The organism is Pseudomonas sp. 2 (assembly GCF_056627435.1).
Genome location: NZ_JBWXNG010000009.1, coordinates 120,514 through 146,218, shown reverse-complemented (window position 1 = coordinate 146,218; position 25,705 = coordinate 120,514). Strand labels below are relative to the sequence as shown.

General features: G+C 62.2%; 21 protein-coding genes. 12 read left to right on the top strand and 9 right to left on the bottom strand.

All coding sequences use genetic code 11. The features are described 5' to 3' along the window. Positions 1–71: 71 nt before the first annotated feature. Positions 72–1,433 carry an MFS transporter gene (locus AC1MEK_RS16745; RefSeq protein ID WP_480397396.1) on the top strand — a complete coding sequence of 454 codons (1,362 nt, stop codon included), beginning with the start codon at positions 72–74 and terminating at the stop codon, positions 1,431–1,433. A gap of 157 nt (positions 1,434–1,590) precedes the next feature. Here AC1MEK_RS16745 and AC1MEK_RS16740 read toward each other — a convergent pair whose 3' ends face one another. After that, positions 1,591–2,466 (bottom strand): LysR substrate-binding domain-containing protein, encoded by an 876-nt coding sequence (locus AC1MEK_RS16740; protein ID WP_480397395.1) that lies wholly within the window; start codon positions 2,464–2,466, stop codon positions 1,591–1,593. 352 nt (positions 2,467–2,818) lie between these two features. On the opposite strand from AC1MEK_RS16740, the gene hflK reads away from it, so the two are divergent. From hflK to cfaB, 5 genes are all read left to right on the top strand, one after another. Then, positions 2,819–4,840 (top strand): protease modulator HflK, encoded by a 2,022-nt coding sequence (hflK, locus tag AC1MEK_RS16735; protein ID WP_480397394.1) that lies wholly within the window; start codon positions 2,819–2,821, stop codon positions 4,838–4,840. Positions 4,841–4,851: 11 nt separating this feature from the next. After that, the gene (hflC, locus tag AC1MEK_RS16730) at positions 4,852–5,883 is read left to right on the top strand and encodes a protease modulator HflC (protein WP_480397393.1); all 1,032 of its coding nucleotides are present in this window, start codon (positions 4,852–4,854) and stop codon (positions 5,881–5,883) included. Then, a complete protein-coding gene (locus AC1MEK_RS16725; protein ID WP_480397392.1) occupies positions 5,880–6,947 on the top strand; it encodes an SPFH domain-containing protein in 1,068 nt (355 codons plus the stop codon). Before hflC ends, AC1MEK_RS16725 begins: the two co-directional genes overlap by 4 nt. Positions 6,948–7,027: 80 nt before the next feature. Beyond that, the gene (locus AC1MEK_RS16720) at positions 7,028–8,899 is read left to right on the top strand and encodes a cation-translocating P-type ATPase (RefSeq protein WP_480397497.1); all 1,872 of its coding nucleotides are present in this window, start codon (positions 7,028–7,030) and stop codon (positions 8,897–8,899) included. Between the two features lie 294 nt (positions 8,900–9,193). Next, complete coding sequence (gene cfaB / locus AC1MEK_RS16715) at positions 9,194–10,378, top strand: C17 cyclopropane fatty acid synthase CfaB (RefSeq protein WP_480397391.1); 1,185 nt, start codon at positions 9,194–9,196, stop codon at positions 10,376–10,378. Between the two features lie 116 nt (positions 10,379–10,494). Here the strand turns inward: cfaB and cls are convergent, their stop codons facing one another. Beyond that, the gene (gene cls / locus AC1MEK_RS16710) at positions 10,495–11,934 is read right to left on the bottom strand and encodes a cardiolipin synthase (RefSeq protein ID WP_480397390.1); all 1,440 of its coding nucleotides are present in this window, start codon (positions 11,932–11,934) and stop codon (positions 10,495–10,497) included. A gap of 167 nt (positions 11,935–12,101) precedes the next feature. Here cls and AC1MEK_RS16705 point away from each other — a divergent pair, with 167 nt between their 5' ends. Both AC1MEK_RS16705 and AC1MEK_RS16700 read left to right on the top strand, forming a co-directional pair. Beyond that, complete coding sequence (locus AC1MEK_RS16705) at positions 12,102–12,623, top strand: DUF3617 domain-containing protein (RefSeq protein WP_480397389.1); 522 nt, start codon at positions 12,102–12,104, stop codon at positions 12,621–12,623. Between the two features lie 253 nt (positions 12,624–12,876). After that, on the top strand, positions 12,877–14,124 hold the full coding sequence (locus tag AC1MEK_RS16700; RefSeq protein WP_480397388.1) for an N-acetylmuramoyl-L-alanine amidase: 1,248 nt from the start codon (positions 12,877–12,879) through the stop codon (positions 14,122–14,124). A 111-nt stretch (positions 14,125–14,235) separates the two neighbouring features. Here AC1MEK_RS16700 and AC1MEK_RS16695 read toward each other — a convergent pair whose 3' ends face one another. Beyond that, positions 14,236–14,628, bottom strand: coding sequence for a glutamine synthetase (locus AC1MEK_RS16695; RefSeq protein ID WP_480397387.1), 393 nt, complete (start codon positions 14,626–14,628; stop codon positions 14,236–14,238). A gap of 89 nt (positions 14,629–14,717) precedes the next feature. On the opposite strand from AC1MEK_RS16695, the gene zigA reads away from it, so the two are divergent. After that, complete coding sequence (gene zigA, locus AC1MEK_RS16690; protein ID WP_480397386.1) at positions 14,718–15,920, top strand: zinc metallochaperone GTPase ZigA; 1,203 nt, start codon at positions 14,718–14,720, stop codon at positions 15,918–15,920. A 113-nt stretch (positions 15,921–16,033) separates the two neighbouring features. On the opposite strand, the gene AC1MEK_RS16685 is transcribed toward zigA, so the two are convergent. Continuing rightward, positions 16,034–16,405 carry an NADH:ubiquinone oxidoreductase gene (locus AC1MEK_RS16685; RefSeq protein WP_480397385.1) on the bottom strand — a complete coding sequence of 124 codons (372 nt, stop codon included), beginning with the start codon at positions 16,403–16,405 and terminating at the stop codon, positions 16,034–16,036. A gap of 54 nt (positions 16,406–16,459) precedes the next feature. Between AC1MEK_RS16685 and AC1MEK_RS16680 the strand changes: the two genes are divergently transcribed. Continuing rightward, on the top strand, positions 16,460–17,422 hold the full coding sequence (locus tag AC1MEK_RS16680) for a CobW family GTP-binding protein (RefSeq protein WP_480397384.1): 963 nt from the start codon (positions 16,460–16,462) through the stop codon (positions 17,420–17,422). Between the two features lie 70 nt (positions 17,423–17,492). Here the strand turns inward: AC1MEK_RS16680 and AC1MEK_RS16675 are convergent, their stop codons facing one another. Further along, on the bottom strand, positions 17,493–17,885 hold the full coding sequence (locus tag AC1MEK_RS16675) for a DUF3301 domain-containing protein (protein ID WP_274132142.1): 393 nt from the start codon (positions 17,883–17,885) through the stop codon (positions 17,493–17,495). A gap of 134 nt (positions 17,886–18,019) precedes the next feature. Between AC1MEK_RS16675 and pdxY the strand changes: the two genes are divergently transcribed. Then, positions 18,020–18,892, top strand: a complete 873-nt coding sequence (gene pdxY, locus AC1MEK_RS16670) for a pyridoxal kinase PdxY (RefSeq protein WP_480397383.1) — start codon at positions 18,020–18,022, stop codon at positions 18,890–18,892. A gap of 133 nt (positions 18,893–19,025) precedes the next feature. Here the strand turns inward: pdxY and AC1MEK_RS16665 are convergent, their stop codons facing one another. Beyond that, positions 19,026–19,511: an acyl-CoA thioesterase gene (locus AC1MEK_RS16665; protein WP_480397382.1), complete on the bottom strand. Its 486-nt coding sequence runs from the start codon at positions 19,509–19,511 to the stop codon at positions 19,026–19,028. A gap of 307 nt (positions 19,512–19,818) precedes the next feature. On the opposite strand from AC1MEK_RS16665, the gene AC1MEK_RS16660 reads away from it, so the two are divergent. After that, the gene (locus AC1MEK_RS16660) at positions 19,819–21,582 is read left to right on the top strand and encodes a cation:proton antiporter (RefSeq protein ID WP_480397381.1); all 1,764 of its coding nucleotides are present in this window, start codon (positions 19,819–19,821) and stop codon (positions 21,580–21,582) included. Positions 21,583–21,637: 55 nt separating this feature from the next. On the opposite strand, the gene AC1MEK_RS16655 is transcribed toward AC1MEK_RS16660, so the two are convergent. From AC1MEK_RS16655 to uvrD, 3 genes are all read right to left on the bottom strand, one after another. Further along, a complete protein-coding gene (locus tag AC1MEK_RS16655) occupies positions 21,638–22,045 on the bottom strand; it encodes an SMI1/KNR4 family protein (protein ID WP_480397380.1) in 408 nt (135 codons plus the stop codon). Positions 22,046–22,176: 131 nt separating this feature from the next. Next, on the bottom strand, positions 22,177–23,025 hold the full coding sequence (locus AC1MEK_RS16650; protein ID WP_480397379.1) for a Tim44 domain-containing protein: 849 nt from the start codon (positions 23,023–23,025) through the stop codon (positions 22,177–22,179). A gap of 351 nt (positions 23,026–23,376) precedes the next feature. Then, a complete protein-coding gene (gene uvrD / locus AC1MEK_RS16645; RefSeq protein WP_480397378.1) occupies positions 23,377–25,563 on the bottom strand; it encodes a DNA helicase II in 2,187 nt (728 codons plus the stop codon). Positions 25,564–25,705 lie beyond the last annotated feature (142 nt).

The window sequence follows — 25,705 nt, the reverse complement described above, 5'->3', positions numbered from 1 at the left end:
CGTGAGCAAGCTCACTCCCACAGAGGGAATCGGTTTCGCTTCTCCGTCAATAACAATAACTGGAGGCAAACATGTCCGTTCAACCGGTAAAAATCGACGATCTGCCAATCGGTAAATTCCACATCAAGATCGCAGGCCTGACCTTCGGTGCGCACTTCACCGACGGTTACATTCTGGGTCTGATCGGGATCGCGTTCACGCTGCTCAGCCCGCAGCTGCAACTGGACGCTTTCTGGCAGGGACTGATCGGTGCCTCGGCGCTGATCGGGCTGTTTCTGGGCAGCCTGTTTTTCGGCTGGATTTCCGATCGGGTGGGGCGCCAGAAGATCTTTCTGGTCAGCTTCATCCTGATCACCATCGCATCGGTCATGCAGTTCTACGCCGAGACCGCGATGCAACTGTTCCTCTGCCGTGTGCTGATCGGCATCGGCCTTGGCGGCGACTTCAGCGTCGGCCACGCCATGCTCGCCGAGTTCTCGCCGAAGAAACATCGTGGCGTCTTGCTGGGCTCGTTCAGTGTGATCTGGACCTTCGGCTACGTAGCCTCGACCTTCGTCGGCACCGCGATGCTGTCGCTGGGTGACGACGCCTGGCGCTGGATGCTGTCGTCCTCGGCCATTCCGGCCGCACTGATCCTGCTGGCGCGCATCGGCACGCCGGAATCGCCACGCTGGCTGATCAATCAGGGCCGCGTCGCGGAAGCCCGCGCCATCGTCAAAAAGTACCTGGGCGACAACGTGGTGCTCGATGAAGAACGCAGCAGCGACACCCGTTCCGGCTACGCGATCCTGTTCAGCCCCGAGTACCGCACCCGCACGCTGTTCAACTGCCTGTTCTTCGTGTGCATCGTGATGCCGTACTTCGCCATCTACACCTTCCTGCCGTCGATCCTGCAGAAGATGGGCCTGGCCGAAGGCTTCGGCACCGAACTGATGCTCAACATGCTGTTGATCCTCGGCGCCTTGATCGGCATCTGGTGCACGATCAAATTCACCCGTCGGGGTTTCTTGATCAACTCGTTCATCATTCTGGCCATTGCGCTGTTCCTGCTGGCGGTGTTGCCGAGCAGCTCGGCGGTGTTGATGGTGGCGGCGTTCGCGCTGTTCACCCTGGTGCTGTCGGCGGTGAGTAATCTGGTGGGCGTGTTCCCGGCAGAAAGCTTCCCTACCGAAGTGCGCGCCAGCGGCATCGGCCTGGCCACGGCGGTGAGCCGTCTGGGTTCGGCGATCAGCACTTTCCTGTTGCCGATCAGCGTCGCCGGCATCGGCCTGAGCCCGACCATGGGCATCCTCGCCGCGATTCTCGCCCTCGGCGCGCTGATCTCTTGGGCCTGGGCGCCGGAGACCAAGGCGCTGACGTTGAATCAGGCGTGTACGGTGAAGGAGGGAGATGTTTCGCCGGTGACCGAGCCTGCGTTGACCTCCCGCGCCTGACGCGAAGAGTGTGTTCGATGAAAAACTGTGGGAGTGAGCTTGCTCACGAATGCGGACTTCCAGAGCAAACATCAATGGAGCATGTACTGGCCCTTTCGTGAGCAAGCTCACTCCCACAGGTGGTTCGTAAATTCCAGCGGGGTGTTGAACTTCGGAATCAGGGATTGGTTACCAGACTCAACCACTCCGTAAACAGCCTCACCTTCGACAACCCCTGCTTGTCATGGGGCACGTCCAGCCAGTAGCCATAGGGGCCGATCACTTCCACCGGGGTGATCGGCAGCAGGCTGCCGTTGGCCAGTTCGCGCTCGATCATCTGCCGGTCGATCACGGCCAGGCCGCCGCCCGCCAGGGTGGTATTGATCACCTGATCCAGTGTGCTGAATTCCAGGCCCTGAGTCGCATCGACATCGATTCTTCCCACCGCGCTGAGCCAGTTTTCCCACACCTTCAGCCGCTTGCCTTCGTGCAGGATATGCAGCAATGGAAAGCGCCGCAGATCCGGTTGCTCGCCATTCTCGAACAGCTCGGGGCTGGCGACCGCGACGTGCCGTTCCATCACCAGTAGCTGGCTTTCGCAATTGGGGTCGGCGTCCAGGCCGAAGCGGATCCGGCAGTCGATTTCGGCAAAGCCTTCATGGCTGGCCTGATTGGTCACGCTCAGGCTGATGTCCGGGTAGCGTTGCACGAAGGTGCGCAGCTGCACCGACAGCCAGCGCGTGGCCCAGGTCGGCGGGGCGAGGATGCGCAGGCGCTGGCGCAGGTTCGGCACGCGCACGGCCTGCAGGGCGCGTTCGATATGGTCGAAGGCCTGGGCCAGATTCGGCGACAGTGCCGCGCCTGTTTCCGTGAGCGAAAGCCCCCGAGGTGTGCGTATGAACAGGGTGACACCGAGGTAGTCCTCAAGCTGTTTGATCTGTCGGCTGATCGCGCCCTGGGTGACGTTCAGCGACTCGGCCGCCTTGCTGAAACTGCGATGCCTGGCCACTTCTTCGAAGATGCGCAGAGTGTTCAGCGAGGGCAATTGACGCATCGGGCGGGGCTCCGGAACCCACTTGCGAGGCCGCGACGCGCGCGTACCCGGACAAGTGGATCTGTATTATTTTCGGCGGATTTTTGTACGGCGTATCTGACGCTGTGGCGCCGCCCGATGCAAGGCCTGAACGCAGAAAAACCGGCTTGCTCATGCCCCTGAAGCGCTAACCTGTCTGCTGGCTGTCTGGGTGAAGAATTCGTCATGTTCAGCTGATATGGCGGGACGAAAATTTCACCACTTCTGTTATATCGTAACGCCCCGTAGATATTTGTTTCAGCCAGTGAATCCACGGCTGCCTGCGGGGCAGTAAATGTAATGACCAAAGCGTTCAGCGGGTTCTGGAGTATCGATGCGGGTTGATCTGGATGATGTCGAGGGTGTGGAACCTGCAAGCCTGCCAAGGTTTCAGCGAGCGGGCTTTCAGGCGAGGCGCCTGTCCCGGCTGACCTATGTGCTGGGTGGCATGGGCGTGGTGGGGCTGGTGGTCTCGCTGTTCGTCGATCTGTTTTCCCCGAATTCGTTGTGGACCGCGGTGCTGACCAACAGCGCGGCCAGCCTGTTGGTGCTCGCTTCGGCGTTGCAGTCGACGCTGGTGGTTGCCCTGTGGCGCGCGCAGGTGCTGGCGCCTGATGAGGCCACAGGCGAAAGTGCTGCCGAGGATGCGCCGGAGCCAGGCTGGTACGACCGCCTGCTGGCGCGAATCGGCGGGGCAGGGGCGTCGATGGTCGGGCAGATTGGCGTGCCGGTGTTTTGGCTGGCGGGTTGGTCGCTGCTGGCGCTAATAAGCATTTCGATGATCTGGAACCTGACGTTGATCGGCACCGGCGTGGGCCTGACAGGCAGCGTCGTCGCCGGGCTGTTGCTGCTGATCGCCTTTGGCTTGCTGGTGCTGGAGCGCCAGTTCAGCAACGAATCCAAAGCCAGTTGGCCCGAAGCCGAGCAACTGGCGCAAATCGCCAAGGTGTCGATCGGCACCTTGCTGGTGGCGGCGTTCTGCCTGTTCTTCTCTTCGCCGGATCGAATCTGGCCGGCGCGCCTGGCCGTGCTGATCGGGCTGCTGCCGGGGCTGGTGGCGGTCGAGTTGCTGACCCGCGCATTGCTCTCGGTGTTCAGCCCGCGCAACGAACGGCTCGAGCCACGGCTGGTGGCCAGCAGTTTCGTCGCAGGTTTGCTGCGCTGGCCGCCGCGCCCGCTGACAGCGCTGCAGAACGAATTGCACAACCGCTTCGGCATCGACCTGCGCCAGGTCTGGGCGTTTACCTACATGCGCCGGGCCTTTGTTCCTGTGCTCGCCGTTATCGTCCTGCTCGGTTGGGCGCTCAGTGGCGTGCATGAAATCCCCATGCAGGGCCGTGGCATCTACGAGCGCTTCGGCAAGCCGGTCGAGGTCATGGGGCCGGGGCTGCACGCTGGTTTGCCGTGGCCGTTCGGCACCGTTCTGGCGGTCGAAAACGGCGTGGTGCATGAGCTGGCAACCAGCGTTTCGGAAGACGCCAGCAAGGACAACACTGCCAAAGCCAGCAATACCAAAGCCAGTAACGCGAGCCCCGGCAATGCCGAGCAGACCCCCGATACCGCCGAAGGCCCGCCGCCCACGGTTGCCAACCGGCTGTGGGACGCCACCCACATCAACGACAAATCCCAGGTCATCGCCAGCGGTTCGGGCGACAAGCAGAGCTTCCAGATCGTCAACATGGATGTGCGCTTCGTCTATCGCATCGGCCTGAGCGATGAGGCGGCAATGGCGGCGACCTACAACAGCGCCGACATTCCGAGCCTGATCCGCAGCACCGCCAGCCGCGTGCTGGTCCACGATTTCGCCTCGCGCACGCTGGACGAATTGCTCGGCGAGCAGCGCACGGATCTGGCCGACGACATCGGCAGCGCCGTGCAGCGCGACCTGAAGAAGCTCGACAGCGGCGTGGAAATTCTCGCCACAGTGGTCGAATCGATCCATCCGCCAGCGGGCGCGGCCAATGCCTATCACTCGGTGCAGGCGGCGCAGATCAGCGCGCAGTCGCTGATCGCCCGCGAGCGTGGCGCAGCGGCCGATCAGGCCAACCTTGCGCAACTGCATGCGAGCATCGCCCACGATCAGGCGGCGGCGACGTCCCGTGAAGTCATGGCCACGGCACAAAGCGCCGACCTGCGCTTTAGCGCCGAACAGCAGGGCTATGCCAAGGCCGGCCAGGCCTTCCTGCTGGAGCAGTACCTGAGCCAGCTGACCCAGGGCATGACCCACGCCAAATTGCTCGTGCTGGATCATCGCCTGGGCGGCAGCAGCGCGCCGACCATCGATCTGCGTTCTTTCACTCTTCCGGTCGACCCAGCGGCGTCGCCCAAATCAGCCGAACAGCCAGTGGCTGAATAAGGAGTCGTCCCTTGAGTCTGTTTCATTCCCACGATCATTCCGGTCACGGCCACGGCCATCACCACGGTCACCATCATCACCACGGCGACGAGTCGGGCCCGGCTGCATTCCCGTGGCGTCGCGCGGGGCTGGCAGCGGTGCTGATTGCCTTCGCGGTGGCCGCGGCGAGCCTGGTGCAGGTGCGCTCCGGCGAGGCGACGGTCGTCACCCGCTTCGGCAATCCGGCCCGCGTGCTGCTCGACCCGGGCCTGAGCTGGCGCTGGCCGGCGCCGTTCGAAGCGGCAATCCCCGTGGACCTGCGCCTGCGCACCACCTCCAGTGGCTTGCAGGACGTCGGCACCCGCGATGGCCTGCGCATCATCGTTCAGGCCTATGTGGCCTGGCAGGTGCAGGGCGACCCGGACAACGTGAAGCGCTTCATGCGCGCGGTGCAGAACCAGCCTGACGAAGCCGCGCGGCAGATTCGTACCTTCGTCGGCTCGGCGCTGGAAACCACGGCGGCCAGTTTCGACCTGTCGAGCCTGGTCAACACCGACGCCAGCCAGGTGCGCATCGGCGATTTCGAAAACCAGCTGCGCCAGCAGATCGACAAGCAGCTGCTCACCACCTACGGCGTTCGCGTCCTACAGGTGGGGGTGGAACGTCTGACATTGCCATCGGTGACGCTCAACGCCACGGTTGACCGCATGCGCGCTGAGCGCGAAACCATCGCCACCGAACGCACCGCGATCGGCAAGCGCGAAGCCGCGCAGATTCGTTCCGCCGCCGAGCGTGACGCGCGCATTGTCGAGGCAGATGCCGCCGTGAAAGCCGCCGACATCGAGGCGCAGTCCCGTGTCGAGGCCGCGCTGATCTACGGCCGCGCCTACGCCAGTTCGCCGCAGCTCTACAACTTGCTGCGCTCGCTGGACACGCTGGGCTCTGTGGTCGGCCCGAGCACCAAGCTGATCCTGCGCACTGACGCCGCGCCGTTCCGCGTGCTGGTGGACGGCCCGCCGCAGCTCGATGGCAAGCCAGACAACAAAAGCGGAACGCAGCCATGAGTGAGCACGACTCGATGCAAATCGAGCGCCCGCCGGTCAACAGCCCGTGGCTGCAGGCCAGCCGCCTGGCCTTCATGGGTTTGTACGTGGTGACTTTGCTCGCCGCGCTCGGCTGGGCCGTTTCCAACGTGCGCCAGATCGACCCGCAGAATCGCGCCGTGGTGTTCCGCTTCGGCGAACTGGATCGGGTGCAGAACGCAGGGCTCCTGCTGGCCTGGCCGCAGCCGTTCGAGCAGGTGGTGCTGCTGCCTTCGGCCGACCGGGTGATCGAGCGCCATGTCGAAACTTTGCTGCGCTCGCCCACGGCGCTGGCCGCCGACAAGGTCACCAGTTTTGCCACGCCGATGAGCGATGCCCTGGCCGGTTCAGGTTTTCTGCTGACCGGTGACGCCGGTGTCGTACAGCTGGACGTGACGGCGTACTACAAGGTGACCGACCCTCGCGAATTCGTCTTGCAGGGCGAACACGTGCTGCCTGCGCTGGATCGGCTGGTCAATCGCAGCGCCGTGAGCCTCACGGCTGCGCGGGATCTGGACACGATTCTGGTGGCGCGGCCTGAGCTGCTCGGGTCGGACAGCCAGTCGGCAGAACGCCGTGAACGCCTGCGCGGCGATTTGGTGCAGGGCATCAATCAGCGGCTCGAAGCGCTGACCGCCACAGGCGTCGGCCTGGGTGTCGAGGTGGTGCGGGTGGATGTGCAATCCAGCCTGCCGGCGGCCGCCGTCAACGCATTCAATGCCGTGCTGACGGCCAGCCAGCAGGCCGATCAGGCCGTGGCCAATGCCCGCACCGATGCGGAAAAACAGAACCAGACCGCCAATCAGCAAGCCGATCGCACGCTGCAAGTCGCCCATGCGCAAGCGTCCGAACGCCTGGCCAAGGCACAGACCGACACCGCTGCGGTGACGGGCCTGGCGCAGTCGATCCAGAACAAGAGCGACCCCGGCTTGCTGCTGCGCATCTACCGCGAGCGCGTGCCGGGCATTCTCAAGCAGGCAGGGTCGGTGACGACGGTCGACCCCCATGACGATTCACGCCTGATCATTCAGGGAGCCGACAAATGAGTGGCGAAGCCGTTCACAACCATTCCCACGATCACGATCACGATCACGATCACGGCCATGGTCATGCCGAGTCCGGCAGCATGCTCACCAGCACCGAGCAGCGCAGTGCCGCGCGCCAGCTGACCCTGGCGATGCTCGCGCTGGGGCTGCTGGCGCTGGGGCTGGTCTGGCGTTTCTTTGCGCCTGAGCAAACGGGCGTCAGCCAGTTGCTGCTGGGTGCGGCCTCGTTGCTGGTGGCGATTCCGGTGGTCAGTGCCGGTTGGCACAGCCTGCGCTATCCGAGCCTGCACGGCATCACCGATCAGTTGATCGCCCTGGCCATGCTCGGTGCCTGGGCCACGGGCGATCTGATGACCGCGGCCTTGCTGCCGATCATCATGATCTTCGGCCACGTGCTGGAAGAGCGCAGCGTCATTGGCTCGCAGGAAGCGATTCAGGCGCTGGGCAAACTGACCCGCAGCCACGCGCGGCTGATCCTGGCCGACGGCACCATCCGTGAGGTGGACAACGGCACGCTGGTGGCCGGCGACCGGGTCGAAGTGCGCGCGGGCGACCGCGTGCCTGCCGACGGCATGGTCATGTCAGGCCAGGCGAGCCTCGACACCGCGCCGATCACCGGCGAGTCGGTGCCGCTGGAAGCGCGGGCAGGCATGGAAGTGTTCGGCGGCGCGATCAACCTCGACGGCCTGCTGCGCATTGAAGTGACGCGCATCGGCAACGAGTCGACGCTGGGCAAGGTCATCGCCCTGATGCAAAGCGCCGAGCGCTCCAAACCGCCGATCACTCGTCTGCTGGAGCGCTATGCCGGCAGCTACATGGTGCTGGTGTTGCTGATCGCTGCCGTCACCTGGTTCATCACCAACAACGCCCAGGCCATGCTCGCGGTGCTGGTTGCCGCGTGCCCTTGTGCGCTGGTGTTGTCCGCCCCGGCGACAGCGATTGCCGGGATCGCCGTGGCAGCGCGTCACGGCATTCTGATCCGCAGCTCGGCGTTTCTCGAAGAGCTGGCTGACCTGACCTCGCTGGTGGTCGACAAGACCGGGACCCTGACTTACGGCAGCTTGCGCCTGCAATCGGTGCAGGCCGAGGAGGGCGCGGGTGACGACGTGCTCGCCCTGGCCGCAAGCCTCGGTTCGGCCAGCAGCCACCCGGTCAGCCGAGCACTCGCGGGGCTGGTCGAGAAGGATCAGTTGCTGGCACTGCAGGACATTCGCGAACGTCAGGGCCTGGGCGTCGTCGCCGGCACCGAGCGTGGGGAAGCCGCGTTGGGAAGGCCCGAGCTGTTCGCGCAGCTGGGCATCGCCACCTCGCCAGTGCCGCAACACGACGGCCCGATCGCCGGGCTGTCGGTCGATGGCGTATTCCTCGCCTGGCTGCTGCTGGCCGACAGCCTCAAACCCGAAGCGCGCCAGGCGTTGGGCGAGTTGCGCGAGCTGGGCATGGGCCGTCAGTTGCTGCTCACCGGCGACCGTCAGAGCGTGGCCGACAGCCTCGGGCATGAAGTCGGCATCAGCGACATTCATGCCCAGGCCCTGCCTGAGGACAAACTCAATCGCGTGATGGGCGAGATCAAAAGCGGCTTCCGGCCGATGGTGGTGGGCGACGGCATCAACGACTCGCTGGCTTTGAAGGCCGGTGTGGTAGGCGTCGCGATGGGCGCGGGCGGGGCAGACATCGCCCTGGCGTCCGCTGACATCGTGCTGATCGGCAGCGACCTGCGTCGCTTGGGCACTTGTGTGCGACTGAGCCGGCAGTGCCGCAGCACGCTGCAGGTCAACGTGATCATCGGCCTGGGCTGGACGCTGGCCATCGTCGCGCTGGCTGCATTCGGTGTACTCGGCGCGGCAGGCGCGATGATCGCCGCCGTGCTGCACAACCTCAGCACTTTGCTGGTGCTCGGCAACGCAGGCCGCTTGCTGCGATTCCACGAGCCCATCGGCAAAATTTCATAATTCCCCGCAACCCTCGACAGCCGGTGCTTGCGCCCAGAGCACTGGTTTTCAGGCGTCGCCTAAGTATAAAAATTCGCTTGAGCTTTGAAGAACTCTGTAACAAATTATCAGTCAGTCATGAAGAGGGTGCTCCATCGCAGGCTTCGCATTGGCTGGAAATCCGGAGTACAGGGCCGTACTCGATTTCAGATTTTTCGCAGCACTTCATAACAAAGCCGATAGCCTGACGGTTCCTCTCGCGGAGCCGGTTTTGGACTACCCTTTTCCGTGTTTCCGGATCAGGGGGATATCTCAATGCTTGCGCAACTTCCACCGGCGTTACAGAAGCTTCATTTGCCTCTACGACTCAAGCTTTGGGATGGCAACGAGTTTGATCTGGGGTCCGACCCCAGCGTCACCATTGTGGTGAAAGATCCGGCACTGGTGTCCGACTTCACTCACCCCAGCCTCGACCTTTTAGGTAGCGCGTTCGTCGAAGGCCGCCTGGAGCTGGAAGGCTCGATCAGCGAAGTGATGCGGGTCTGCGATGAGCTGACCCAGGCGCTGGGCGACGAAGACGACGCCAACCTGCCCACTCGCACGCAACACGACAAGGAGACCGACGCCAAGTCGATTTCCTACCACTACGACCTGTCCAATGATTTCTACCGGCTCTGGCTGGACAAGGACATGGTCTATTCCTGCGCCTACTTCAAGACCGGCAACGAGACGCTGGATCAGGCGCAGCAGGACAAATTCCATCACCTGTGCCGCAAGCTGCGCCTCAAGCCCGGCGAGTACCTGCTCGATGTCGGTTGCGGCTGGGGCGGGCTGTCACGCTTTGCCGCACGCGAATACGGCGTGAAGGTGTTTGGCATTACTTTGAGCCGTGAACAGCTGGCGCTGGCTCGCGAGCGGGTGAAGGCCGAGGGGCTGGAAGACCGCGTCGAGCTGCAGCTGCTGGATTACCGCGACTTGCCCAAGGACGGCCGCTTCGACAAAGTGGTGAGCGTCGGCATGTTCGAGCACGTCGGCCACGCCAATCTCGAACTCTATGCCCAGTGCCTGTTCGCGGCGGTGAAGGAGGGTGGCCTGGTGATGAACCACGGCATCACCGCCAAGCACACTGACGGCCGCCCGGTCGGGCGCGGGGCAGGGGACTTCATCGATCGCTACGTGTTTCCCAACGGCGAGTTACCGCACCTGTCGATGATCACCGGCTTCATCAGCGAGGCGGGGCTGGAGGTGGTGGACGTCGAAAGCCTGCGCCTGCATTACGCCAAGACCCTGGATCACTGGAGCCTGCGCCTGGAAGAGAAACTGGACGTGGCGGCGGCGATGGTGCCTGAGCAGGCGCTGCGCATTTTCCGGCTTTACCTGGCGGGCTGCGCCTATGCGTTCTCCAAGGGCTGGATCAACCTGCATCAGATTCTGGCGGTCAAGCCGCGTGCAGATGGCGGCCATGACCTGCCGTGGACTCGTGACGATCTCTACACCTGAGGCTATCAACGCTCCGTAGCAGCACGGCTTGCCGGCGGGGCGGTGTGTCAGGCGACATCTTCGTCACAGACATATCGCCCCGCCGGCAAGCCGTGCTGCTACGGGCTGTGTCTCCTTCAAAGAATCGGCGAGATTAGCCGCGCCACTCGCATCCCCAAACGCTGCAAATGATGGGTCTCGCGGCTGTCTTCCTTCGAAATTTCAACGGCTTGGGCAAAGTCATCACTGAGCATCGCCTCCACTTCCCGGGCGAATTCCTCGTCGACGGTCAGCAGCATCAATTCGAAATTCAAGCGGAACGAGCGGTTGTCCAGGTTGGCGCTGCCGATGGCGCTGATCTCGTTGTCCACCAGCACCACCTTCTGGTGCAGAAAGCCCGGCTGGTAACGAAAGATGCGCACACCTGCGCGCACGGCTTCGAAGGCGTACAGGCTGGAGGCGGCGTACACCGTGTAATGATCTGGGCGCGACGGCAGCAACAAGCGCACGTCGACGCCGCGCAATACTGCCAGGCGCAGCGCGGCAAACACCGCTTCGTCGGGAATGAAGTAGGGCGTGGTGATCCACACCCGCGTGGTCGCCGCATGAATCGCCTCGACGAAAAACAGCGAGCAGGTTTCCTGCTTGTCCGCAGGCCCCGTGGCGAGCAACTGGCAGAGCACGCCGTCTTCCGGGTATCGCTCGGGCAGGATCAGCGGCGGCAACTCGCGAGTCGCCCAGAACCAGTCCTCGGCAAATGACTCCTGAAGGCATGCCACTACCGGGCCGACGATCGCCACATGCGTATCACGCCACGGCGCCAAGGGCGGCTTGAGGCCCAGATACTCATCGCCGACGTTATGCCCGCCAACGAAGCCGCGGATACCATCGACTACCACTATCTTGCGGTGATTGCGGAAGTTGATCTGGAAACGATTGAGCCAGCCGCCGCGCGTGGCGAATGCCTTGATCTGCACGCCGCCGGCGCGCAGTTTCTCGACGTAACTGGCGGGCAGGGCATGACTGCCGATACGGTCGTAGAGCACGAAAACTTCCACGCCCTCAGCCGCCTTGTTCAGCAGCAAGGTTTGCAGACGGCGGCCCAGGTCGTCGTCATGGATGATGAAAAACTGCACGAACACCACCCGCTTCGCCGCGCTGATGGCGTCGAAGATCGCGCTGAAGGTCGCGTCGCCGTTGACCAGCAATTTCACCTCGTTGTTGGCCAGGCACGGCATGCGGCCCAGCTTGGGCATCGCCCGCAACGACTCGTACGCATCGGAGCGCCTCGCGGCCACGGCTTCTTCGATCCAGGGCTTCCAGTTGAAATCGACGATGGCGTCGCGCATCTCGGTGTTGGCCTGGCGCCGCGCCTTGATGTAGGCGTCGAACGTACTGCGGCCGAACACCAGGTAGGGAATCAGGGTGATATAGGGGATGAAGATCAGCGGCATCGCCCAGGCGATCGAGCCTTGCGCGGTGCGGACCGTCAGCAATGCGTGAATCGCTGCTACGATGCCCAGCAGATGAGTGAAGCCGATCAGATAGCCGAAAAAATACGGGCTGTGATAGTCCATGAGCGACCTTGTGGCGGATCCTGTTGTGTCTAACAGACCACAGGCCGCCGCGATTGTCGCTATTTAATTCAGCCTGCAACTGGTTACCGGATTTGTCGTCTAAGCGTCATTGTCCGGCGGCGTCGACAGGCCGCAATCCAACTGTCTCAGAAGAGGAATCAGGGTTCATGAAAAAGCGCGTACTGGCGTTGATGGTGGGTCTGGCAGCGCCGTTCGTTCAGGCCCAGGTGCTGCAACCCGGACTGTGGGAGCTGACGTCGAGCAACATGCAGGTCGACGGCCAACAGATGCCCGACATGCAGGTCATGCTCGCCCAGCTGCAGATGATGGCCCCGCAGCAACGCGCGGCCATGGAACAAATGCTGGAAAAACAAGGTATTACACTGGGCGGCAAAGGCGTGCGGGTATGCCTGACACCGGAGCAGGTCAAGAGCGAGCAGATCCCGCTGACCGATCCCAAGTCCGGCTGCAGCCAGCAGATCACCGATCGCAACGGGCCCACCTGGAAATTCAGGTTCAGTTGCCCGCGTGCACAAGGCACAGGCGTTGCGCAGTTCCAGAGCGACCGCGAGTTCAGCACCCATGTGGTGGGCTCGTTCAACGCCACCGGCCAGCAACAGAACGGCAGCATGGACACCAAGGCTGTCTGGCTGGGCCAGCAGTGTGGAACAGTCAAACCGCGTACCTGAGTGACCGTTTGTCCGAACGCCCCGTATTTACGGGGCGTTTTTGTTTCTACGGTAAAAACACCGAACGTGTTCCACGTGGAACATCTTCTTGTTTCACTTGAGTTTTTTGCCGTTAACCCCTGATTTATCTCCCAAAACTGCCGCCAATTCTGAAAAAAGGTTCATCTTCGGGTTTCAGGTAACATGTTATATTGTTACGAACAATGTTCATGCCTCTCAGAGCCGGGATGCTCGTCTTTTTTCGGAACGTGCCATGCATCGACGTCAAATGCTGCTCAACATGCTTTTGGCCAGCGCCGCTTTCGCGCTTCCTTTCTCTGTCAACGCCACGCAGATCCGCAACGCGCGTCTCTGGCGTTCCGAAAACAAGTCTCGACTGGTGTTCGATCTCAGTGGTCCGGTGCAGTACAAGACCTTCACCCTGAGCGCGCCTGAACGCATCATCATCGATATCAGCGGCGCACGCTTGGAAGGTGACTTCAGTCAATTGGCGCTGGAGAACTCGCCCATCAAGGCGATTCGTTCCGGCCACTTCGGCCAGGGCGATACCCGCATCGTGCTGGATCTCGCGTCGCCGGTGCAGCTCAACAGTTTCCTGCTCGGCCCGGAAGGTGCTCAGGGCAACCGACTGGTGGTGGACCTGGGGCATGACGTGGCCGCAAAACCGCCTGTGCAGCTGGCTGCCGCACCGGCGGCCGCGGTGGCGAAAGAGCCGCCGGCGCCTGTGGTGGACAAGAACCATCCCAAGCGCGACATCATGGTGGTGGTCGATGCCGGCCACGGCGGCAAGGACCCGGGCGCCATCGGCTCCAAGGGCGAGCGAGAGAAAGATGTGGTGTTGTCCATCGCTCAGATGCTGGCCAAGCGGCTCAAGCGCGAGAAGGGTTTCGACGTGCGTCTGGTGCGCAACGACGACTTCTTCGTGCCGCTGCGCAAGCGCGTGGACATCGCTCGCAAGTACAACGCCGACATGTTCATTTCCGTGCACGCCGACGCGGCGCCGCGCCTGACGGCCTCGGGCGCTTCGGTGTTTGCCCTGTCGGAAAACGGCGCGACCTCGGCGACGGCGCGCTTCATGGCCCAGCGCGAGAACGGCGCGGACCTGATCGGCGCCAACAGTCTGCTCAACCTCAAGGACAAGGACCCGATGCTGGCCGGGGTGATCCTCGACATGTCGATGAACGCCACCATCGCCGCCAGCCTGCAGTTGGGCCATACCGTGCTCGGCAGCCTGGAAGGCGTGACCACGCTGCACCAGAAGCGCGTGGAACAGGCCGGATTTGCCGTGCTGAAATCGCCTGACGTGCCGTCGATCCTGGTCGAAACCGGTTTCATCTCCAATAGCCGCGACAGCCAGCGCCTGGTCACGGCGCGGCATCAACAGGCGGTGGCCGATGGGCTGTTCGATGGGATGAAGCAGTATTTCGAACGCAATCCGCCGGCGGGGTCCTACATTGCCTGGCGTCAGGCGGAGAAGGCGGCGCAGCAAGCAGTCGTCTGATTCTGCACAAATCCCTGTAGGAGCGCGCTTGCCCGCGATCGCGGTGTGTCAGGCGATAACGTCGTCACAGACCCAATGCAGTCGCGGGCAAGCGCGCTCCTACAAGAGCAGCTATCTGCAGCCCATTATCCGATCACAGGTAATCTTGCTCCGGCTCCCGCTGGAGCTCGACACCCGGCTGATCGTCGTCCAGCCGACTTTCTGGATATACCCCACCCAGGCCTCGCCATCGGAGGCCAGCCCGGTGAAGAACGTCAGCGAGCCATAGCGGCTATTGGTCTGCGCCCAGCGGCGGCTGCCTTCGCTCTCGTAACCACGCAAATACATGGTCGTGCCTGCCATCGCCACGCTGTAGCTGTTGTCGTACGCATCGATGCACGCCAGCAGCGTTGCGCTGCGCGTGCACAGCGCCTGATCCAGTTTGGGCGAGGGCGGAGCGGCGAACGCAGCCTGTGTGCTCAGCAGCAGAGCGAGCGCTGAAAGAAAACCGGAAACCCTGACCATCGAGCTGATCCTGCAAAAATAGTTAGCAGATTTGTAGTGTTATATTATAACGTAAAAGGCGTCCAAACCTGCTACCTGATGAGATCTCCATGAACCGCCTCCCCGTTACCGTCCTCTCCGGCTTTCTCGGTGCCGGTAAAAGTACGCTGCTCAATCATATCTTGCGCAACCGCGAAGACCTGCGTGTTGCCGTCATCGTCAACGACATGAGCGAAATCAACATCGACGGCGGCGAAGTCCAGCGCGATGTCAGCCTCAACCGCGCTGAAGAAAAGCTCGTGGAAATGAGCAATGGCTGCATCTGCTGCACCCTGCGTGAAGACCTGCTCGAAGAAGTCGGCCGCCTAGCCCGGGACGGGCGCTTCGATTATCTGCTGATCGAATCCACGGGGATTTCCGAGCCGCTGCCGGTGGCCGAAACCTTCACCTTTCGTGACGAAACCGGCCAGAGCCTGGCCGACATCGCGCGGCTCGACACCATGGTCACGGTGGTCGACGGCCTGAATTTCCTGCAGGACTATCAGGCCGCCGAAAGCCTGGATTCGCGCGGCGAAACCCTGGGCGAAGATGACGAGCGCTCCATCACCGACCTGCTGATCGAGCAGGTGGAATTCGCCGACGTAATCCTCATCAGCAAGATCGACCTGATCAGCTCCAGCGAGCGCCAGGAGCTGATGGCCATCCTGAAAACCCTCAACAGCCAGGCGGAAATCCTGCCGATGTTGATGGGCGCCGTGCCGCTGGGCAAGATCCTCGATACCGGCCGATTCGATTTCGAGCGGGCCTCCCAGGCGCCGGGCTGGCTCAAGGAGCTGCGTGGCGAGCATGTGCCGGAGACCGAGGAATACGGCATCGCCTCGACGGCGTACCGCGCGCGTCGGCCGTTCCACCCGCAGCGCTTCTTCGACTTCATCAACGCCCAGTGGAGCAACGGCAAGCTGCTGCGCTCCAAGGGTTTCTTCTGGCTGGCCAACAAGCACCAGGAGGCCGGTAGCTGGTCTCAGGCGGGCGGGCTGATGCGCTATGGCTTTGCCGGGCGCTGGTGGCGTTTCGTGCCCAAGGAGCACTGGCCGCAGGACGAGGAAAGCACCGAGGTGATCATGCGCAACTGGATGGCGCAGAGCGGCGACTGCCGTCAGGAGCTGGTGTTCATTGGTCAGAACATCGATTTTGACCGGCTCAATGCCGATCTGGACGCCTGCCTGCTGACCGACATCGAAATGGCTGCTGGCGTGGAAAGCTGGCGCGAGCTGGATGATCCGTTTGGTGACTGGCACGGCGAAGCGGCCTAGTAAAACAGCTTTCTGTAGGAGCGAATTTATTCGCGAAAATGGTCCAGGCGATACAGATGAAGCGCCTGTCAGACCTTCGCGAATGAATTCGCTCCTACAGGGTGTGTGGTGTGTTATCGGGTTTTCCACACACCCTTGCTCTGCTGCTCGCAGAACGGCTTGAGAAACGCCGCATCACTCGCCACACCGTAATAGTGAATGTTCTGCCGATAGGGCATATTGGCGACTTGCGCGTTGCTGCACTGGCCGAACGATCCTGACGGGCATTGCGCCATGTAGGCCACTTCCACCTTCTGGTCCTTCAACTGAGGTTTGCAGAAGCCGTCGTGGAACAGTTCTGGCGGGATGTTGATATTTTCCTGACAGACTTTGACGTCCAGTCGCTCGGCCTGGCTGTGCACCACACAGGACTCGGCCCACGCCTGGCCCGACGTCACAGCCAACAGCATCAACGCCAGCCGCACGGGCAGCCAGATTGCTCGCATCGATTACCTCCGTCTGCGCTCGTTTTCGGGAGCGACGTTTAACAATGGCCGGACATGCTGCAGAACATTCCCACCCATGTCATTGCTGGCCCTTTGGGCGCCGGCAAGACCAGCCTGATCAAGCACCTGCTTGGGCAGAAGCCCGCCGATGAGCGCTGGGCGATCCTGATCAACGAATTCGGGCAGATCGGCCTGGATGCTGCGCTGCTCAGCACGGCCGAGGATGGTATCGCACTTGGCGAGGTGGCTGGCGGTTGCCTGTGTTGCGTCAACGGCGCGCCGTTCCAGATCGGCCTCGGGCGCCTGTTGCGCAAGGCCCGGCCTGACCGGTTGTTCATCGAGCCTTCCGGCCTGGGCCACCCGGTGCAGTTGATGGCCCAATTGCGTGAGGCGCCCTGGGTGGGCGTGCTGGCGGTGCAGCCTGGCGTGATGGTGCTCGACGCAATGGCGCTGGCGGCGGGCAATGCATTGCCTGCCACGCAACAGGAAGCGGTCGCGGATGCGGGCCTGCTGGTGCTCAACAAATCGGCGCTGCTGGATACCAGCGCGCGCGAGTCGATCAGCCGTAGGTTGCCGGACCGGCCTGTGTTCTGGACCGAATCGGGCGCATTACCGCTGGCTGAACTGCCGGGTGTTGAGGCCCTGGCAATCGAGGGTGTGGATAACTTCGTTGCGCCCAAAAGCCTGGGGCAGTTGCCGGCGGTCTGGGCCGATCCGATGACGCCGATCTGCCTGAGTCAGCAGCAGGCCGAAGGCTGGAGCATTGGCTGGCGCTGGCATCCCGAGCGGGTGTTCGATGCGGCGAAGGTGCAGCAGTGGCTGCAAGGCCTTGATTGGCGGAGGGCCAAGCTGGTTATCCACAGCGAGCGCGGGTGGGTATCGGGCAACGCGCTGGAGGGCGGGGCGTTTGCCTGGGCAGCCAGTGAGTGGCGCAAGGATTCGCGGCTGGAGCTGATCTTTGCCCAGGGGCAGGATGAAGCTGAGCTGAAGAAGCAGTTGGCCAGTTGTCTCGTCTAAAAAGCGGCCGCCGGCGAGCCGGACTGCTACAGGATTGAGGTGGGAGTGCGAGCCGGGTATCAGCAGCGACTCATTGCTTCCACTTGTTATGTTCCTGCCGCCATTCGTTGAGCTGGATGATCTCGGCCGTAGGCTTGGGGTTCTTGATTTCGAACGGGTAGGGCGCCAGCTCGATCTGCGCGGTGTGCTTGCCGAACATGGTGATGGTGCCGGGGTGGCGCTGCTCACCGGTCACGGTGAATTCGAAGTTGTACACCCGGGCCAGGCGCTTGCGGCCTTCGTTGTCGCGCTTGAAGGTGATGCGGCGCAGGGCGACGTTGCCATCGAGCAATTCGATGTCGAGCTTGGCGCAGTGCTGTTTCACGCGCTCCAGGGCGCGTTCGCGCAGGCCGTGGGAGTGCCACAGCCAGGCGCCAGCAGTGGCCAGCAGCATCAGGACGAAAATGTTGCCCAGGGTCAGCATGGGAATCGAGCTCCAACGGAAGATGTCCAGCTTAACTGCGTCAGGTCGCCGACAGCCATAGCCCGTTCGTTTAATTTCGCTTCACTTCGTCCGGCTTCACTACTAAGGTGCTTTCCCGGCTTCAGGAACCTGTCATGAAACGTTCGCCTCATTTACTCGCCATCCAGTCTCACGTGGTTTTCGGACACGCTGGCAACAGCGCTGCGGTGTTCCCCATGCAGCGTATCGGCATCAATGTCTGGCCGCTCAATACCGTGCAGTTCTCCAACCACACTCAGTATGGACACTGGGCGGGGGAAGTGCTGGCGCCGCAGCAAATTCCTGCGCTGGTCGAGGGGATTGCGGCCATTGGCGAGCTGGGCAACTGCGATGCCGTGCTTTCGGGCTATCTGGGCAGCGCGGCGCAGGGCCGGGCGATTCTGACGGCAGTGGCGCAGATCAAGCGCGCCAACCCGCGCGCGCTGTACCTGTGCGACCCGGTCATGGGCCATCCCGAGAAGGGTTGCATCGTGCCCCAGGAAGTCAGTGATTTCCTGCTGGAGGAAGCCGCGGCGGTTGCGGATTTCCTCTGCCCCAATCAACTGGAGCTGGACAGCTTCTGCGGGCGCAAACCGACTTCGCTGCTCGACTGCCTGGCGATGGCGCGCTCGCTGCTGGCTCGCGGGCCGAAGGCGATCGTCGTCAAACACCTGGATTATCCGGGCAAACCCGCCGACGGCTTCGAAATGCTGCTGGTGACCGAGCAGGAAAGCTGGCACCTGCGCCGGCCGCTGCTGGCTTTCCCCCGTCAGCCGGTGGGCGTGGGCGACCTGACCTCGGGGCTCTTTCTGTCGAAGGTGTTGCTCGGGGAGGATTTGCGCAGCGCCTTTGAATACACGGCGTCGGCGGTGCATGAAGTGCTGCTGGAGACCCAGGCCTGCGGCAGTTACGAGCTCGAGCTGGTGCGCGCGCAGGACCGGATTGCGCATCCGCGGGTGAAGTTCGAAGCGGTTCGTTTGAACGCCTGATAAATAGCCCGTAGCAGCACGGCTTGCCGGCGGGGCGGTGTGTCAGGCGACATGTTCGTCACAGACATATCGCACCCGCCGGCAAGCCGTGCTGCTACGGACCGTATTTATCCAGAACAGACGTCCAGGACGATCACACCCCGTCTTCGCGAATTTCGCGGTAGCGCTTTTCCAGTTCCTGACGAATCTGCCGGCGCTGCTGGGCCTGTACGTAGCGGCGCTTGCCTTCGCTGCTCTCGGGCACCAGCGGCGGTACGCTCACCGGCTTGCGCTGGTCGTCCACGGCCACCATGGTGAAGAAGCAGCTGTTGGAGTGACGCACCGAGCGCTCGCGGATGTTCTCGGTCACCACCTTGATCCCGACTTCCATCGAGGTGTTGCCGGTGTAGTTCACCGAGGCGAGAAAGGTCACCAGCTCGCCGACGTGCACCGGCTCGCGGAAAATCACCTGGTCCACCGACAGCGTCACGACATAACGGCCTGCATAACGGGCCGCGCAGGCGTAGGCCACTTCGTCGAGGTACTTGAGAAGGGTGCCGCCGTGCACGTTGCCAGAAAAGTTGGCCATGTCCGGGGTCATCAATACAGTCATCGACAGCTGGGAGTTTCCGGGTTCCATAGCGTGCTCACGGTCAATTGAGTCAAGTTGGCACCTTGCTGGTGCTCGGGTTCTGATTGGCAATCAAAGCCAACGATATCAGGACGCAAACCGCCGCGTTGCCGTCACGCCTGATGCCTATCTGTTTCTATATATTGCACCGGCTTTACGCTCTTTTGTGCAGTGTTAACCTGCGAAAACCCTTGGATGGGGTATTTCCTGCGTTCCGGTCAGAATTTTCCGACACCGTTGGCGGCTTTTCGCACAGCAGTCGCTTCCCTTCGAGGCGAGAACGCGCATATCACTGCTTGTGACAAGGAGCCGCGCCATGCACGCCATCAGTTTTATTCAGGATCTGGCCGTCATCATGCTCGTGGCCGGTGTGGTGACGGTGCTCTTTCATCGTCTCAAGCAACCGGTGGTGCTGGGTTACATCGTCGCCGGTTTCATCATCGGCCCGCACACCCCGCCGTTCGGCCTGATTCACGACGAAGAGACCATTAAGACCCTCGCCGAGCTCGGGGTGATTTTCCTCATGTTCTGCCTGGGGCTGGAATTCAGCCTGCGCAAGCTGTTCAAGGTCGGCGCCACTGCGTTCATTGCCGCGTTTCTCGAAATCATGCTGATGATCTGGATCGGCTACGAGATCGGCCAATACTTCGGCTGGAGCACCATGGATTCGCTGTTCCTGGGCGCGATCCTGGCCATTTCCTCGACCACCATCATCGTAAAAGCGCTCAATGACCTGAAGATGAAGAACCAGCGCTTTGCCCAGCTGATCTTCGGCGTGCTGATCGTCGAGGACATCCTGGGGATTGGCATCATCGCGCTGCTCTCGGGTATCGCCGTGAGCGGCACGGTCAGCTCCGGCGAAGTGTTCTCCACGGTGGGCAAGCTCTCGTTGTTCATGATCGTCGCGCTGGTCATCGGCATCCTGCTGGTGCCGCGCCTGCTGGCTTACGTGGCGAAGTTCGAGAGCAACGAGATGTTGCTGATCACGGTGCTGGGCCTGTGTTTCGGTTTCTGTCTGCTGGTGGTGAAACTGGAATACAGCATGGTGCTGGGCGCGTTCCTGATCGGCGCGATCATGGCCGAATCCCGGCAGTTGAAGAAAATCGAGCACCTGATCGAGCCGGTTCGCGACATGTTCAGCGCCATCTTCTTTGTCGCCATCGGCCTGATGATCGATCCGAAGATTTTGCTCGAATACGCCTGGCCGATTGCGGTGATCACCGTCGCGGTGGTGCTGGGCAAAATGTTGTCCTGCGGCTTGGGGGCGTTTATCGCCGGCAATGACGGCAAGACCTCACTGCGCGTGGGCATGGGGCTGTCACAGATCGGTGAGTTTTCCTTCATCATCGCGGCGCTGGGGATGACGCTGCAGGTCACCAGCGATTTCCTCTATCCCGTGGCTGTGGCCGTGTCCGCTATCACCACGTTGCTGACGCCTTACCTGATTCGCGCGGCCGATCCGCTGTCGCATTCCCTCGGCGCCGTGGTGCCGCAGCGGGTCGCGCGAGTGTTCGGCCTGTACGGGGAATGGCTGCGCAGCATTCAGCCGCAGGGGCAGGGCGCACTACTGGCGTCGATGATCCGCAGGATTCTGCTGCAGGTGGGCGTGAACCTGGCGTTGGTGGTGGCGATCTTCTTCTGCGGCGTGTATTTCGCCGAGCGCATTGGTGACTGGTTCAGCGAGTGGATCAGCGAAGTCGGTCAGCAGAAGGCCGCTGTGTGGGGCGCATCGCTGCTGTTGTCGCTGCCGTTCCTGATCGCGGCCTATCGCAAGCTCAAGGCGCTGTCGATGCTGCTGGCAGAGATGAGCGTCAAGCCGGAAATGGCCGGGCGCCATACCGAGCGGGTGCGGCGGGTGATCGCCGAGGTGATCCCCTTGCTGTCGCTGTCGGTGATTTTCGTGCTGATCGCGCTGCTTTCGGCGAGCATGTTGCCCACCAGCGAGTGGCTGCTCTTGATCGTGATGGTCGCGGCGGTGGTGGCCGCGGTGCTGTGGCGCTGGTTCATCCGCGTGCATACGCGCATGCAGATCGCGCTGCTGGAGACACTGGGGAACAATCAGGAACCTTCGGAGCGCTAGGCTCGCAGCACTGAATTCAGAAGCATGGCCTCCGAAGGTTCAAGGGGGGGCGTCCTCAGCTTTCCAGCCAGACGTCCCGCGCCCAGTGCCACACTGATTCCCAGCTTTCCTCGGTGACGAGTTCTTCTTCGCCGGACCACAGCACCACGGTGCCGTCTTCTTCCACGCAGTAGTAGTCGTCGCCGTCTTGGCAGAGCGGGATCAGGTCGCGCGGCACGCCGGCGTCCCAGGCGTTGGCCGCCACTTCCGGCAGGTAGGTGTGCGAACCCGGGTCAGTGACGGTGACGGGCTCCAGGCTGCCGTAGACCACGTCGCTCACGTGCAGCAAAAATTCCTTGAAGACAAAAGGAATGTTGATGAACAGCTCTTCTTCGATTTCGACCAGCTGATCTTCGTCCGGCAGCTCAAGCGGGACGGGAACCGGCTCATTGGCTTCACGGAGTTGTTCGATGACTTCTTCCACGACGTGGATCCTCTAACGATTTGCGCGGGTTATACAGTAGCTCAAAGACATCACCAAATTAAACGCGGGGTTCAAAAAAGCAAAACCCCGAACAGAGTCGGGGTTTTGGATCAGCGAAGCGGCAAAGAGTTTCAGCCGTTCTGGCGAATACCTGCCACCAGCCAAGGCTGGTTTTCGCCCGGGGCGCGTTCCATGTTCCAGCTTTCGCTGAACACTTCACCCTGGTCGAAGCGCGAGGTCTTGGCCACGCCGGCGAAGGTCAGGGTGGCGATGGTCTTGTCGGCGCGATCGTCCAGGCCTTCCAGTTGCACGGTCAGGTTGTCGATGTAGGTCGACTGGAAGCCGTCACCCAGGTCGGCGCGTTCTTTCTTCAGGAACTGCAGCATCTGCGGGGTCACGAACTCGGCGATCTTGTCCATCTCGTTCGCGTCCCAGTGCTGCTGCAGCGACTGGAAGTGCGTGCGTGCTGCTTCAAGGAAGCGCTCTTCGTTGAACCAGGCCGGGGCGTTGATCACCGGACGCGCAGCGGCCGAAGAACCACCGAACATCGAATTGTTCGGCTGAGCAGGCTGTTCGAAGGTTTCACGCTGGTACGGCGCGCCAGCCGGGGCCATCTGTGGCTCCTGCTTGCGACGACGGGCCGCGATGAAGCGGAAGATCACGAAGGCGATGACCGCCATGATCAGGATGTCGAAGAACTGCATGCCTTCGAAACCGCCGCCCATGAACATGGAAGCCAGCAGGCCACCGGCAGCGATACCGGCCAATGGGCCCAGCCACTTGGAAGCACCGCCTGCAGCAGGCGCAGGACGGCCAGCGGCGTTAGGGGCGGCAGCAGGAGCGGATGGGGCTGTCTGACGCGCCTGGTGGGTAGGCGCCGAGCCCATGCTCTTGCCACCACCGAAACGCGCTGCGTTGGCATCCAGACTCATGGTGAGTCCGATGACCAGCGCCAAAGCGATGCTTAGAAAACGTTGCATATTGGGATTTCCCGTTTGTGGATTGCACGCGCGCCATATTGAACAGGACAAATGTGTCTGACCAGCGACCAAATGTTTCTGGCTTTTGCGTGGATCTCAATAGCGCCCGTAATACTTGGGTCGTAGGGCTATGGAGAAAGTTCTGTAGGAAAGATGAGGGCGCGTTGTAGGAATGCAAGGGGCCAACGCAATACGCCCCGTAGCAGCACGGCTTGCCGGCGGGGCGATCTTGAGACCGATCCCGCCGGCAAGCCGTGCTGCTACAGAGCGAGGTGTTTCATTCACATTAGCGTTGAATGATATGCCGCATTCGCCAGCAAGCCGGCTCCCACATAGGTTAGAGGCGAAGCTTCAAACCGGCTCCAGCTTCGCGTAGCCCAGCATCAGCCACTTGCTGCCCTCGGCGAAATTCACCTGCACCCGTGCCTGGGCACCGGCGCCTTCGAAGTTGAGGATCACTCCCTCGCCGAACACCGCGTGCTGCACGCGTTGGCCGAGGGAGAACTGGCTTTGCGGAATGCCTTCGCCGTCGAACAGGCGGCTCGGTGCCATCGTCTTGGAGCCGCCGAACGGCCGCGAGACGCTGTTGGACAGGCGCACCTCCTGAATCAGATTCGGCGGAACCTCGCGTACGAAACGCGACACCTTGTTGTAGGTCTCGCTGCCGTACAGGCGTCGGGTCTCGGCGTAGGTCAGCACCAGATGCTGCATGGCGCGGGTGATGCCGACGTAGGCCAGGCGGCGTTCTTCTTCGAGACGCCCCGGTTCTTCCAAGCTCATCTTGTGCGGGAACAGGCCTTCTTCCATACCTACCAGGAACACGTACGGGAATTCCAGGCCCTTGGCGCTGTGTAGCGTCATCAGCTGAATGCTGTCTTCGTGCTCGTCGGCCTGGGTGTCGCCGGCTTCCAGCGACGCATGGCCGAGGAAAGCCGCCAGCGGTGTCAGGTCTTCCTCGCCTTCGCTGGTTTCGAAGGCGCGGGCGGCGCTGACCAGTTCCTCAAGGTTTTCCACCCGGGCCTGGCCTTTCTCGCCTTTTTCTTCCTGGTGATAAGTGATCAGCCCGGACTGCTCGATGACGGTCTGGGTCATCAGGTGCAGCGGCATGTCGGTGACCTTGGCCGCGAGGTTTTCGATCAGCTCGATAAAGGCACCCAGCGCGCTGGCCGCGCGACCGGTCAGGCCTTTGTTGGCCACCAGCAGGCGCATGGATTCCCACATCGAAACGTCGGCGTGGCGCGCGTGTTCTCGGATGGCTTCGACGGTCTTCTCGCCGATGCCGCGCGGTGGCACGTTGATCACCCGCTCCAGCGCAGAATCGTTGCCGCGGCCATCGATCAGCCGCAGGTACGCCATGGCGTTCTTGATCTCGGCGCGCTCGAAGAAGCGCTGGCCGCCATAGATGCGGTACGGGATGCGTTCGCGTAGCAAGGCTTCTTCCAGCACCCGCGACTGGGCGTTGGAGCGGTACAGAATGGCGATATCGCTGCGCGACAGGCCGGTCTTGATCGCGCTTTCGATGGTTTCCACCACGTAACGCGCTTCGTCGTGTTCGTTGAACGCGGCGTACAGGCTGATCAGCTCGCCGTCGCCGACGTCGGTCCACAATTCCTTGCCCAGACGCCCGCTGTTGTTGACGATCAGCCCGTTGGCGGCCTTCAGGATGCTGGCCGTGGAGCGGTAGTTCTGCTCCAGGCGGATGATTTCGGTGTCAGGGAAGTCATCGGAGTACTGATGAATATTCTCGATCTTCGCCCCGCGCCAGCCGTAAATCGACTGGTCGTCGTCGCCGACCACCATCAGGCTGTCGCCGCCCTTGGCCAACAGGCGCAACCAGGCGTACTGCACGGCGTTGGTGTCCTGGAACTCGTCCACCAAAATGTGTCGGAAACGGCGCTGGTAATGCTCCAGCAGGCCCGGATTGTCGCGCCACAGGTCCAGCGCTCGCAGCAGCAGCTCCGAGAAATCGATGACGCTGGCGCGCTGGCAGGCCGCTTCGTAATTCTCGTAAATGGCCTTCATGGTGCTCAGGAACAGGTCGCCCGCAGCCTGGATGTGCTTGGGCCGCAGGCCTTCGTCCTTCTGGCCGTTGATGAACCACTGCGCTTGACGCGCGGGCCATTTCTGCTCGTCCAGGCCCATTTCACGGATCACCCGCTTGACCAGGCGCTGCTGGTCGTCGCTGTCGAGGATCTGGAAGTTCTGGTTCAGCCCCGCTTCCTGCCAGTGCGCCCGCAACAGGCGATGCGCCAGCCCGTGGAAGGTGCCGACCCACATGCCTGCCGGGCTGATGCCCATCAGTTGCTCGATGCGGTGGCGCATCTCGGCGGCGGCCTTGTTGGTGAACGTCACCGACAGGACCGAATGCGGCGAGGCGTTCTCGACCTGCATCAGCCAGGCGATGCGGTGCACGAGCACGCGGGTTTTGCCGGAACCAGCGCCGGCCAGGACCAACTGACGGCCAACGGAGGCGGCTACGGCCTGGCGCTGGGCATCGTTGAGGGAATTGAGCAGGAGGGAGAGGTCGTCATTATGCATCGGCGCATTCTAGGGTGAGGCGGGGACGGCGGGCAAACGCTAACGCCGGTCGGTCGTCGTGCGCGATGAGCCATTCACAGAATTAATTTTTCTGACTGTATGGTCTCGTCGGTGGCTTGTGTATGCTCCGCTGACGATCAAG